This is a genomic window from Mesorhizobium sp. M7A.F.Ca.CA.003.01.2.1 (genome assembly GCF_003998945.1).
Taxonomy (GTDB): domain Bacteria; phylum Pseudomonadota; class Alphaproteobacteria; order Rhizobiales; family Rhizobiaceae; genus Mesorhizobium; species Mesorhizobium ciceri.
Map to the genome: position 1 here is coordinate 1 of NZ_RZRA01000003.1, position 12,136 is coordinate 12,136.

Sequence of the window (12,136 nt, forward strand, 5' to 3'; positions counted from 1 at the left end):
GGGTTGCGTTGCCCTCCATTCGGATGCTTTCGAATGTGCTGCAACAGGATGGCTTCTAAAGCTTCCGCGAAAGCATCGCTACTATGGCATCAGGTAGTTGACGTACCCACCCTTCGCTGCCCATAGCGCTCCGGACAAATGAGTGAGTCCAAGGAGATCAGCAGGGTCGCGTCGCCAGAGGTTGTGTCGCTCGGCGGTAGCGAAGCCGCTCGCGAGCGCGCTCCTCAATAGCGCCGTAGCGAGCGAGCGGCTTCGCGGCGGTCATCAATATTCGCCGTTCAACCTCGGGCTGCGGACACCAACCTGATTCAAGAAACTATTTGATGACCGATGACACAGCGAAAGCCACGCTCTCTTTGAGAAGAATGCGGATTCCGATCTCTTGCGCGATGACTGGCCCGAGCCGCCGGATCAAGAGGGCGGGGCCGCCGTGGACCCCCTTGACGGAAAGCCCGTTCGTAGGCCAGGCGGAAGCAACCGGGAGACGCGCTGGCGAAGGGCCGCATCGGTTTCGAGAACGTCCACTACCGCGACGGCAACCATCCCCGGCCGCAGCTGGGCTGCTGCCTTCAGGCGAGTCGAAAAGGAGATCGTCCGGGAGGGTGAAGGCGTTGACGAGGTGAGCCGTGAGTAAGCAATCAAGCTCTGATCGGGATCGACTAACACTGTTTCCATCCGACCGATGGTTGACCTGTGATCGGCGTTACCTCAAGCTAGGCAGGCCGACAAGCTCGGTTGGAAGGCGAAGACCTTTCGATGAGCTCGTCTCCGAAATGCTCGAGGCCCACTGCCGCGCCTACAGGAACATACTGGCGTAACGTGAAAACACGATGGCGTCGCGGGCAGGTGCATCTGTCGTGGGGCCATCCGCACTGCCAGGCACGCCCTCTCGGCCGGCATGCACTCAGGTCCGGTCGTTTGGGTCGGCGAATTCACACATCCTGCAAAGCAGAAAACCATCTGCTCCATTCATGCGGTCGACGATTTCGCGAAAAACTGGCTTTTCAAACAGAGCGGAGTAACCCTCATATAGAAGGTTGCCCAATACGTGACGCCGTTCAAAATCCATAGAGCACAGGGTAACGTCGCCGTTTGGAAGAAGAACATTCCGATACTGTCGTGCGTCCACGCAGGTTAGGGCTCCGACCACTGGCTGACGTGGTGCAACGATCTTAGGGTCGACGCTTCCACCCCTACTGCTCACCGGCCGCGCTTTTATCAGGGCTTCGGTAGGAATAATGTCGGCTATATCTGGGTGGGGCTCGCCCAAGGCCACGAATCGGATCAAGGGGATGTCCGCGTCGACGAGTTGACGAACCAGATCGCGATACTTGTCTCCGACCAGGCGGCTGTTCATGTAGGTGCCGTCATCGAAAACATGGACCACGAATACGCCCAAGCGCAAGGCTTGCAATCGCTGCAGGTCCTGCCCGTTCATTCCCACCAGCGTCGTAAAAATCCTGATGCCATGGCCTTTGGCGAAGGCGTGCTCCACCATTTCGGTACAGTCCGGATTGAGCCAAGGTTCGGAGTATCCCGCAAAACCAATGTCGACGGAAGTCGGTACGCGGGCCAGACACCGCTTGAAATCTTCAAGATCCAGATGACTCGCATGAGACACTTTTCTTTGCCGGACCGCGAACTTGTCCTGGGGACAATATGAACATCCTACGACGCATCCCGTGGTCGTCGTTATCTCCAAAACCCTGCCGGCTGTGTTTGCTGAGCGAAGTTCCGGTAAAATCACTGGTGATTACTCCCATCTACTTCCTGCGAAGCGCCACGATGGTGTGCGTGTGCCTTTGGCTTTCTGATACCGCCTGCTGATCTACCGAGGCAACGCAGACATCTACCCTTTTTGGCAGCCTAAGCCGCCCGGTTCACCGATTTGCCGGGCCGACCCTTCACAAACTTCCAGCGCGTCGGACCAGAGACAGCATTGCATCTTTCGAGGCATCACTCGCTCCGGAGATGTAGCCTCAACCGTTGGTCGCTGGCCCGTCGCCGAGATGCGCGCGCAGCACCCTCGAACCCGCCGGAGAGAAGCTTTCTGGATGCCGTCGATCATCCTTCATCGAGCGAGTTCCGTGTTCTCATGCGGGTCAGCCCTCACACTATATTGCCGCACATCGACCAGCAAAGGCCGAGCTAGTGCGCCTGGCGCGCAGTTACTGCGAGATAGGCTTCGAAAAGCCCGACAGGGCTAAGACGCTCCGCTGTATTGAACCCGAAATGTTTTCTGACAGCTGTCAGATTTTGGACACACATCACTCATCGTCAGTCGCTTAATACGGATGGTAATTTCTTCCAGGAATCGGTGACATTGAACACCACCCTGTCATGACCGCCCAATCTCAGCGAAGCGAACTCAGCATCGCCACCAGGACCAAGCCTGAAGATAAATCCGCCGTAGCAGCGTCAACGACATTTTGCTTTCGAAGCCGGATGGATTGCACGAGGTGATTCGCGCCGTGATGCAGGAGGTGCTCGAGGCCGAGATGGACGAGGCGCTGGGTGCTTCGAAGAGCGAGCGCACGCCGGAGCGTCTCGGCTATCACGCGCGCTACTACGGGCGGAGAACTAGCTGCGCACCTACGGCGGTTGGATAATCCCAAGGTTCAAAGCTTTTACAACAGCTACCGTTCTGCTGGTCGCATCCAACTTCCGCATTACATTTTTTAAATGGAAATCTATCGTATTTCGTGATCTGCCTAAAATAGTTCCTATTTCCCAAGATGATTTTCCTTGTGACACCAAATCAATGCACTCTATTTCTCTCGGAGACAGGTTATGAGCTCGTTCCGACGCAGTCGTAGTGTCGAACTTCGTAACCATCCGATGAAACCGCAGCGCGGCCATTTGCAGGTAGGTGATCGCTCTATTCTGCAATTCGCAGTCCGAGGATTGAGCAAAACTCACAAACCTAAAGCTGCCACCAGGGCCATGTAATGGGACGGTAACGCCTGACCTCAAGCCGAATGTTGCTGCTTCGTCCAAGACGCGGCGTCCATCTTCAGTTATGTTTTCATCAGTATACACCTCGCTCCATCGAAAGGGTCCCGCCTCCTTTCGACCTTTCTTGATGAGGGGGTCTATTTTGGCATAGCCCATTCTCGAGTAGCGCTCCTGCCATTCAGCAGGATAATTCCACATCACCACAGAACCCTCCCGGTTCGGCTTGAAAGCCCTCTCTGATGCGAGCGGCCCATAGGCAATCCACGGGCAATCGAAATTCAGCGCAAACGCAGACAACAGTTCGAACAACTGTTCGGATTGAGCGACATCATCAGTCATCTTGAGGAATAGGTCTAACTCCACCGCAATCCGCCGGAGTTCCATGATGTCTCCTTCATTGCGTTCTCATTGGTGCACAGTTTGCTCCAACCCAGCCTCGCAACATCCGAAGTCAACGGGACTCGAGCCGGAGTTCCTTCCGCCACCTGGAGTACCCTCAAGAGTCGTGCCAGCTTGCGAGCGAAGCTTCTCCTTCAGGTCGTCAATCGACGGGGGAGGTACCCAGGAGGCGAACCGACAGCACTGTGTCGGGGAGCGCACAATCCGACAGTCGAGCATTCGATTGACGGAATATGGGCAGGAAAGTATTCGCGGCGCGCTTTTGAAATCAGCACCTAAGTGCCGGGCCTGAGAAAGCTGCATTGCAACTGTACTTATTTGATCGAGGCAAGAACAAGCTCAAAATTCAATCGATACATCGACCTTCTTTTCCAATCTCCCGAGTTGAGCAGCCGTAGCAATCGTATCGACTGGATGGCGGCTGACTTTCTCCAGGCTCGGTAACCTGCTGAATTTGTCCTTCGGATGTTCCCGCTCAGTTGGCACGACTTTTGAACTCACCGTCGTGAGGCGGCAAGAGCTGCCCGCCAAAATTGATGCTGTTATGGGGGAGGTCGAAATTCCAGTTTTGTCTTTTATCGTCTTTGGGACCGAGCGTGTTGATGCGCCCGCTTGGAAACTATGAGACGTTTCCCCGTCCATGGGCGCGGCGCCACTTGTCGCGACGTTTTCGCCTTCACTGTTCGCCTCTGGAACAGGCAGCCGGCCCGGCTCGCGATCATCATGACCGCGATGCTCGCCTCCACGCTGGCTGACGTGTTGATGCCGCTCTATTCTGGCCGACTCATCGACGCTGTTTCTCGTGCTGCTAATGCGGCAGCACCAGCTTCGGATTCAGCTGTTGCAGCATTCTCTGTACCGATTGCATTGGCACTCGGTGGCATTGCCATGCGCCACGTCGCCTTCATTGGCCTGAGCGACCTGGTGTTGAAAATGATTTCCGACGTCGCGACCGAAGCGTTCCATCATGTGCAGCGCTTTTCGACAGACTGGCATGCAAACAGCTTCGCCGGCTCGACAGTGCGCAAGATAACGCGCGGCATGTGGGCGCTCGACCTCCTCAACAGCACGATACTCGTCACGCTGCTCCCGTCGTTTGTCATCTTGATCGGCTCGACGGTGCTGCTCGGCTGGCACTGGCCGGTCATGGGCGTGATCTTTGCTTGCGGCTCTCTCGTCTACCTTGCGTTTTCGATTTCGCTGTCGCTCGGCTATGTCGCGCCAGCGGCGAGCCTTGCCAACCGATGGGACACAAGGCTCAGCGGCGCGCTTGCGGACGCGGTCAGTTGCAACGCTGTGGTCAAGGGCTTCGGCGCAGAGGTTCGCGAAGACGAGCGGCTTGCAAATATCATGACGAAATGGCGGCACCGCGCGCGCCGGAGCTGGGTGCGCGGAACGATCATCGGCTCAACCCAAGGCGTAACTTTGGTTGCGCTCAGGGTGGCGGTGGTCGGATATGCCCTGCTTCTGTGGTCGCATGGACAGGCAACGCCGGGCGAGATAGCATATGTTCTCACGTCCTTCATCGTCCTGCAGGGCTATCTGCGTGATGCCGGCATGCATGTCCGCAACGTGCAGCACTCGGTTAATGATATGGAAGAACTGGTGGCCATCCACAATCAGCAGGTGGATGTTGCCGATCGTCCAGAGGCCAAGCCGATCCGGATCACGAACGGCCGTATCGATTTCGAGAACGTCCACTTCCGCTACGCCAACCATCCCCTGCCGCTCTATAGCGAATGTTCGCTGTCGATTGAAGCTGGCGAAAGGGTTGGGTTGGTTGGACCCTCCGGTTCCGGCAAGACAACATTCGTGAAGCTGATCCAGAGACTCTACGACCTGAGCGGCGGCCGGATCCTGATAGACGGTCAGGACGTCTCGGAGGTGACCCAAGAGTCCCTTCGTTCGCAGATCGCGATCGTGCAGCAGGAGCCGATCCTGTTTCACAGGTCGCTTGCCGAGAACATCGCCTATGGCCGGCCTGGCGCGAGCCAGGCCGAGATCGAGCAAGCGGCACGACTGGCAAGTGCCCACGAATTCATCGCGCCCCTGCCGAAGGGCTATGGGACATTGGTCGGCGAAAGGGGTTTGAAGCTCTCCGGCGGCGAGCGCCAGCGCGTGGCGATCGCGCGCGCCTTCCTCGCGAACGCGCCGATCCTTATTCTGGACGAGGCCACATCGAGCCTCGATTCGGAATCCGAGGTGCTCATTCAACAAGCGGTGGATCGGTTGATGGTGGGCCGAACCACACTCGTCATCGCACACCGGCTGTCGACGGTCCGCTCGCTCGATCGGCTGCTCGTCTTCGACCGTGGCCGCATCATGGAGGACGGCGATCATGCCGCCCTGATCAATCTCGATGGTGGCATTTACCGCCGCCTCTTCGAACGGCAGGCGTTGGAACTCGCGAAGGGCCTGGCCTGATCGCTAAACCGGCTTGCGCGATGCGCCGAGCCGTTGCCGGAGAGGGGTGTGGCAGTGACGAGCGGCGGGCGTTAGGCGGCAAAACCAGCACGGCCGGAACTGTCCGCCAAACGGGCGAGCGGGAATGCACCACGTCTAAGCTTCGGCGAATGCGCGCAGTTACACGCGGGCACCGAATTGTCGCGCCTAACGGCGCACGCACCAAAAGGGCGGGAATGTCGACGGCCCGGGAAGAGTGCGGCCCTCGCCGTTACCCACATTTCGCCAAAGGAAGCGAAGTCAACGCACATTGAGAGGGCGGTGCTTCCCGGCCGGCCGGGATCCCTGTCGCTGGCCCAACCTACCGCACGCTGGCCACGTCAACGGTTCAAAGTCCCTTCGGTTCGCAAAGTCGTCCCCTTGGAGACCCGGAAGCGCAGGAGCTCCGACCGCAGTCTTCGCTCAACTCTGGCCATCTGCTCCGGGATTGGATTCCGTTCCCTTGCTAGCACAGTGGCAGCTGAGCACGAACTCGCCGGCCCCGTGTCTTTCGATTACGGCCAACGGGCTTAGGAAGAGATTGGATTCGCCGGCCCTCTGCGGAGCGAATGAACAGTTCTACAGATCATCGACGTCCGCGAAAAAGAGCACGCAGCCGAAATAGCAGGCCTGAAGCAGCAGCGAACAGGCCAGCGTCGTGACGACTGCCACACGGATCGAATCCAAAGCGAAGTAAACCATCGACGCATTGCTGCACAGGACCAGCCCCACGAGCCGACAAAAAGATGAAGTGCAACGCCGTTCTCCTGGTTTTCGCCAGATCATGTTGCGAGCTCGTCGGCCGCAACATGCGTCTGGCAGTTCTTGGGGCAGACGCGGCCGCAGGCTCCGCAGCCTATGCAGCGGCCGGCATCATCGACAACCATGATCATGCGATTGAGCTTGCCGTCGAAATCGTCGTCCTCGTCATCGCAGGGGCCGAGGATTTCACCCGCATCATCAACGCCGTGAAGATGCATGACATCGCGCGAGCAGACCTTGAAACAACGGCAGCAGCCGATGCAGGTCTTGCTATCGATGGAGGTCAGGTACGACGGCATCCAAATGGAGCCGTCACGGGTGGTGAATGTGCGCATCATCCTAAATTCTTCATTGAAGCGAGTTCTCTCTTGGCAACATCCAACTCGGCATAAACGGCTTGGGTTTTCTCGGCGACTTCCTGTATGTCGGCCCACTTGCCCGGCAGACCCTCGACAAGGTCCTGCAATGCCATCTTGGCAATAGCTGCACGCAACTGGAGCTTTCGGACTTTCTTCCTCATCTTATCTAGGTCTGACATAGATCCTTCCTGGAACAATGGTTTTGTTGATGCGCTCCATCTCGGGCTAGGCTTCAATGGCTGCAGTCGCATCGTCGACCAGTTTCGTACCGGCCTCAGCAAGTTTGCGGAAAGTCTCGAAGCCGAACCGGTGGACGTCTCGACAGAACGCCCAACCGCTGGAAGCCCGCAGGGGCTTCATTCCAATTATTGGCGACGTCGACACGCCGGAGCGCTCCTCGATCGCAAGCGCTACGGCGGTGTAAACATGTCGAGCCTCCACAGCGCGTCAGGATCGGGATCGCCGCCAAAGGGTACCGCACGTTGCTGTTGCTTGGTGATGATGAACTCGGCCAGCAGCTCGGCATCCGAATGGCCTTCCCATAAGCCGAAGGAATCCTGAGTACGAATGAGCCGCAGGAGGCATTTGACGAACGGGGAAGCAAGGGCCTCGTCGTCATTGTTGACAGCAGGGCCAACCGGAGGAATTTCGTTGTTCGTCATTTCAGTCTTCGTCTTCGAGGTACGATTTCCTTTTCCTGCGATGCCCACTCCGGGTCCGCTTGCGTGGCCGACGAATGGCTTGGGCGGGCCAACCCCAAGAGTGCCCCGTGGCCGACCTCGACATGTCCACGAGTGCGAGACCTGCGGCGCGAATTCGCGGCGCACATCGTCTGCGCCGCGATCCGACCGGTGGTCAACGCAATTGAAATCCAACCTTCCGCAAGCCGCCGCCCTGCTGCATCGACATACTTGCTGCGAAGAGAGCTTCGATGGGCGGATTGGCCAGTGTTCAATTCCAATTGTCAGTCCCTTCGCGATTCTTGCTCAGGAAGTGACTTCGTTTTGAGTTTCGGGTGCCTTCTTTTGCGGAGCCACACAAAGATCCGCGTGACAGGCAGGCTCACCCGTGTAGTTGGCCAGTGCTTCGAGCAATGGGGTAAGATAGTACTGTTTGGTGTGGTCCGGAATTGGCCCCAGCCGGTCCACCGATTTCAGTGCCACCTCGATCAACTCGATTGCGCGATCTTTGTTGCCGCTCTCGTAATAATACTGAGCTACCGGGAGGTACCGGAGGTATTTAAACGGGCCATCGCCGTTCGGGGGATTGAGTGCCAGTATCTGTTCCGAGAGCTCGTTGCCCATCGCAAAGCGCTCCGCGCGCGGAAGATGGGAATTGTCCATCGTGGGATCGAAGAGTTGGTTGAGGGCCAAGGCCATCCACGACACCGCGTCGGACGTTTTGTCGATCGCGTCCTCGACCAATTCTCGCATGACCGGCATGCCGGTCTTGATGTCGCGCAGCTTGTGAAGCAGAAGATCCGCATGAATCTGCCGGAACTCACAAGAGTCTGGCATCAAGGCGAGGCCTTCTTCGATGGCCAAGAGCGCCGCCGTCCAATCCTCGGCCTGCATCGCCGGCTCAAGTTTGGCGTATATCGGCCCGGTAAGCGACATTTCGCGCGCTGCAAGTTGGTTATGCGCGATGCGCTTTGCATCGGCGGCTTTCGCTTCATAGCTGCTGCGCCAGCTGCCGTTAAGGACTTTCGGCAAAACGTCATCGAGTTCCGCCGGGTGGCCGATAAAAGCGATGTGGCCGTCGCGGTCGACCACGAACGAGGTGGGAATCCCAATCGAAGAGCTGGGATCCATCCAGAGCTTGTTCATTTCGCCAATGTAATCGAACCCGATACGATAATTCAGATTCGGGAACTCCTCGGTCAGCCAGGCATCCACGTTGGTCCGCGCCTCGTCTGCGGTAGGACCCTGTTCGCAGGCGGCAACTCCGACCGCCTCAAATCCGCTGCCTTCATATTTCTCCTGCAGTTCGATCAAATGGGGCATGGCGTCGACACATGGTCCGCACCAAGTCGCCCAAAACTCAACGAGGTAGACCTTGCCGGGCCGAAAGTTCGTGAGGGGCTCGCCACGCAGCCAGTTCTCCACTTTGATCGCAGGAGCCGGGGACCCCATACGCAGTTCCATCTTGGTGTCCAAAGTCATTCCACACCTTTCGTCTCTTTTGTCGCGGAATATTTTCCAGTCAAAATCGGACACGGTCTCGAGGGCATCGCTCCCTCTGGCTTGCTTCAGCGAAGCTCTCACCGTGTTGCCGCACATCAAGCTGCAACGGAGGTGCCAATTCCCTCAGCTCCGGTAAGCGGCGGGAAATGCTTTGAAATTCTCCACGAGGCCAAATGCGGCCGATTGTCGTGAACCCGACATGTCTTCTGCCGCTGTCGGGTTTCGCCCTATCACTCTTGAGAGCTTGGACGGCTCGCCTGTGATTAGACTGGCCTCGGCCCTCGAGCAGTGGCAGTTTGGCGCCAGTTCGAAAGCGCGAACTCGCCGGCTTGGTCCTCGTGCCGCCACCGCCGCGTGTGGATTCTTGCCCCGGAGTCAAAATTCGCCTCGCGGTTGCCAACGGCGGCATGCGCTCAATGCGCGTGGCGTTGAGCACCGACAGCACGTAATGGTACCAATTAGTGGATGCCCGTCGCTGCCTCCACTTCTCCAGCCAAGCGCTCGAACGACGCTACCTACCCACGTTCGAGCGCGACCGCGGAATCGCAGACTGCCGAACGTCAGCCGTTGCGAAAGGTGTAGCCGTACCCGTTGATCGCCGGTGCGCCGCCTAGATGTGCGTAGAGGACCCTCGATCCCTGTGGAAAGAAGCCCCTCTGGACGAGGTCGATCATCCCTTGCATCGATTTGCCCTCGTAAACGGGGTCCGTAATCATGCCCTCGAGCCGCGCGCACAAACGGATTGCCTCTTTGGTTTCCTCCGATGGAACGCCATAACCCGGGTACGCGTAGTCCATGAACAACACCACGTCTGCCTCGACAATTTCCGCTCCGAGGTGGACGAGCTTCGCTGTATTTTGGGCGATGCCAAGCACCTGCGCCTTGGTCTTGGCGGGCATGGCGGAGGCATCGATACCGATCACGTTGCGCTGTCGACCATCCTTGGCGAACCCGACGAGCATGCCGCCGTGGGTTGAACCAGTCACCGTACAGACGACGATATAGTCGAAGGCAAACCCAAGCTGCTCTTCCTGGGCACGCACCTCCTCAGCGAACCCCACATAGCCCAGGCCGCCGTATTTGTGGACAGAGGCGCCGGCAGGTATCGCATATGGCCTGCCGCCCCTTGCCTTGACTTCATAAAGTGCCTTTTCCCAGCTGCGGCGGATGCCGATGTCAAAGCCCTCGTCAACCAGGCGCACCTCTGCCCCCATGATGCGGCTCAAGAGGATATTGCCGACCCGGTCGTAGACAGCATCATCATGTGGGACCCAGCTCTCCTGGACCAGGAGGCATTTCATGCCGATCTTGGCGGCGACCGCAGCGACCATGCGCGTATGGTTGGACTGCACGCCACCGATTGTGACGAGCGTATCGGCATCTGACGCGATCGCGTCGGGCACAATGTATTCGAGCTTGCGCAGCTTGTTTCCGCCGAACGCGAGACCGGAGTTGCAGTCCTCGCGTTTGACGTAGATTTCCACCTTGTCGCCCAGATGCTTGCCGAGGCGGTCGAGCCTCTCGATCGGCGTGGGTCCAAAGGTGAGCGGATAACGTTCGAATTTTTCCAGCATGCTATCTCCAGCAAAAAAGTACCTGAACCTGCTACGCACCGGTCAGCCCAGGGGTATGGTCGCGTGTTAGCCGAACACAGATTCCCTATACGATCAGCTCAGTCATCAGAGGGTGACCAAAATTGGTGTGGGTCTGAGCACTGATCCTGTCATCCGCGCATCAAAGCAGCAGCACATGCTGGGCATTCGACCAAGCCGGGACACAGCTGAAAATTGCATTCCGCAGTTGATCAGAGTCAGACGACTGGTACCCGAGCTTTCCTGTAACCATCGGCATGCTGGCCCCTGTGGCGAGTTCCACGAGCGCGGCTAGAGGACTGCCAGATCAGAAAGAGCACGCGGCCGAAGTAGCCGGCCTGAAGCAGCAGCGAACAGGCCAGCGTCGTGACGACTGCCACACGGAGCGAATCCAAAGCGAAGTAAACCATCGACGCATTGCTGCACAGGACCAGCCCCACGAGCCGACAAAAAGATGAAGTGCACGCCGCTCCCCTGGTTTTCGCCAGATCATGTTGCGAGCTCGTCGGCCGGAACATGCGTCTGGCAGTTCTTGGGGCAGACGCGGCCGCAGGCTCCGCAGCCTATGCAGCGGCCGGCATCATCGACAACCATGATCATGCGATTGAGCTTGCCGTCGAAATCGTCGTCCTCGTCATCGCAGGGGCGAGGATTTCACCCGCATCATCAACGCCGTGAAGATGCATGACATCGCGCGAGCAGACCTTGAAACAACGGCAGCAGCCGATGCAGATTTGCTATCGATGGAGGTCAGGTACGGCGGCATCCAAATGGAGCCGTCACGGGTGGTGAATGTGCGCATCATCCTAAATTCTTCATTGAAGCGAGTTCTCTCTTGGCAACATCCAACTCGGCATAAACGGCTTGGGTTTTCTCGGCGACTTCCTGTATGTCGGCCCACTTGCCCGGCAGACCCTCGACGAGGTCCTGCAATGCCATCTTGGCAATAGCTGCACGCAACTGGAGCTTTCAGACTTTTTTCCTCATCCTATCTAGGTCTGACATAGATCCTTCCTGGAACAATGGTTTCTTGATGCGCTCCATCTCGGGCTAGGCTTCAATGGCTGCAGTCGCATCGTCGACCAGTTTCGTACCGGCCTCAGCAAGTTTGCGGAAAGTCTCGAAGCCGAACCGGTGGACGTCTCGACAGAACGACCAACCGCCGGAAGCCCGCAGGGGCTTCATTCCAATTATTGGCGACGTCGACACGCCGGAGCGCTCCTCGATCGCAAGCGCTACGGCGGTGTAAAACATGTCGAGCCTCCACAGCGCGTCAGGATCGGGATCGCCGCCAAAGGGTACCGCACGTTGCTGTTGCTTGGTGATGATGAACTCGGCCAGCAGCTCGGCATCCGAATGGCCTTCCCATAAGCCGAAGGAATCCTGAGTACGAATGAGCCGCAGGAGGCATTTGACGAACGGGGAAGCAAGGGCCTCGTCGTCC

General features: G+C 58.0%; 12 protein-coding genes and 3 pseudogenes. 2 read left to right on the plus strand and 13 right to left on the minus strand.

Features of this window, described 5'->3' with window-relative positions; all coding sequences use genetic code 11:
• Window positions 1–904: 904 nt before the first annotated feature.
• Window positions 905–1,621, minus strand: a complete 717-nt coding sequence (locus tag EN969_RS00365; RefSeq protein ID WP_224571099.1) for an SPASM domain-containing protein — start codon at window positions 1,619–1,621, stop codon at window positions 905–907.
• Between the two features lie 719 nt (window positions 1,622–2,340).
• Between EN969_RS00365 and EN969_RS00370 the strand changes: the two are divergent.
• A pseudogene (locus tag EN969_RS00370) lies at window positions 2,341–2,576 on the plus strand (transposase); the annotation flags it as partial.
• Between the two features lie 16 nt (window positions 2,577–2,592).
• Here EN969_RS00370 and EN969_RS00375 read toward each other — a convergent pair.
• Both EN969_RS00375 and EN969_RS35170 read right to left on the minus strand, forming a co-directional pair.
• Entirely contained in the window at window positions 2,593–3,339 is a 747-nt protein-coding gene (locus tag EN969_RS00375; protein WP_063169365.1) for a LuxR family transcriptional regulator, read from the minus strand.
• 354 nt (window positions 3,340–3,693) lie between these two features.
• Entirely contained in the window at window positions 3,694–3,996 is a 303-nt protein-coding gene (locus EN969_RS35170) for a hypothetical protein (RefSeq protein ID WP_127262113.1), read from the minus strand.
• Between EN969_RS35170 and EN969_RS00380 the strand changes: the two genes are divergently transcribed.
• The gene (locus EN969_RS00380; RefSeq protein ID WP_063169366.1) at window positions 3,976–5,778 is read left to right on the plus strand and encodes an ABC transporter ATP-binding protein; all 1,803 of its coding nucleotides are present in this window, start codon (window positions 3,976–3,978) and stop codon (window positions 5,776–5,778) included. The genes EN969_RS35170 and EN969_RS00380 overlap by 21 nt on opposite strands.
• Window positions 5,779–6,375: 597 nt before the next feature.
• Here the strand turns inward: EN969_RS00380 and EN969_RS00385 are convergent.
• The 10 genes and pseudogenes from EN969_RS00385 to EN969_RS00430 all read right to left on the minus strand — a co-directional run.
• Window positions 6,376–6,582, minus strand: coding sequence for an exopolysaccharide production repressor protein (locus tag EN969_RS00385; RefSeq protein ID WP_082826584.1), 207 nt, complete (start codon window positions 6,580–6,582; stop codon window positions 6,376–6,378).
• Window positions 6,579–6,896: a ferredoxin III, nif-specific gene (gene fdxB / locus EN969_RS00390; protein WP_174800308.1), complete on the minus strand. Its 318-nt coding sequence runs from the start codon at window positions 6,894–6,896 to the stop codon at window positions 6,579–6,581. Before fdxB (EN969_RS00390) ends, EN969_RS00385 begins: the two co-directional genes overlap by 4 nt.
• The gene (locus EN969_RS00395; protein WP_063169367.1) at window positions 6,893–7,096 is read right to left on the minus strand and encodes a CCE_0567 family metalloprotein; all 204 of its coding nucleotides are present in this window, start codon (window positions 7,094–7,096) and stop codon (window positions 6,893–6,895) included. The genes fdxB (EN969_RS00390) and EN969_RS00395 overlap by 4 nt, the downstream gene beginning before the upstream one ends.
• Window positions 7,097–7,142: 46 nt before the next feature.
• Window positions 7,143–7,579 (minus strand): annotated as a pseudogene (locus EN969_RS00400) (DUF269 domain-containing protein).
• A gap of 324 nt (window positions 7,580–7,903) precedes the next feature.
• Window positions 7,904–9,061 (minus strand): TlpA disulfide reductase family protein, encoded by a 1,158-nt coding sequence (locus EN969_RS00405; RefSeq protein ID WP_063170386.1) that lies wholly within the window; start codon window positions 9,059–9,061, stop codon window positions 7,904–7,906.
• Between the two features lie 599 nt (window positions 9,062–9,660).
• On the minus strand, window positions 9,661–10,674 hold the full coding sequence (locus EN969_RS00410; protein WP_024505903.1) for a 1-aminocyclopropane-1-carboxylate deaminase: 1,014 nt from the start codon (window positions 10,672–10,674) through the stop codon (window positions 9,661–9,663).
• A gap of 236 nt (window positions 10,675–10,910) precedes the next feature.
• Window positions 10,911–11,210 (minus strand): exopolysaccharide production repressor protein, encoded by a 300-nt coding sequence (locus EN969_RS36705; RefSeq protein ID WP_082826585.1) that lies wholly within the window; start codon window positions 11,208–11,210, stop codon window positions 10,911–10,913.
• A pseudogene (fdxB, locus tag EN969_RS00420) lies at window positions 11,182–11,497 on the minus strand (ferredoxin III, nif-specific). Before fdxB (EN969_RS00420) ends, EN969_RS36705 begins: the two are co-directional and overlap by 29 nt.
• Window positions 11,494–11,652 carry a CCE_0567 family metalloprotein gene (locus EN969_RS00425; protein ID WP_224571204.1) on the minus strand — a complete coding sequence of 53 codons (159 nt, stop codon included), beginning with the start codon at window positions 11,650–11,652 and terminating at the stop codon, window positions 11,494–11,496. The pseudogene fdxB (EN969_RS00420) and the gene EN969_RS00425 overlap by 4 nt, the downstream one beginning before the upstream one ends.
• A 90-nt stretch (window positions 11,653–11,742) precedes the next feature.
• Window positions 11,743–12,136: DUF269 domain-containing protein (locus tag EN969_RS00430; RefSeq protein ID WP_127418963.1), on the minus strand; the 394-nt coding region annotated here is incomplete at its 5' end.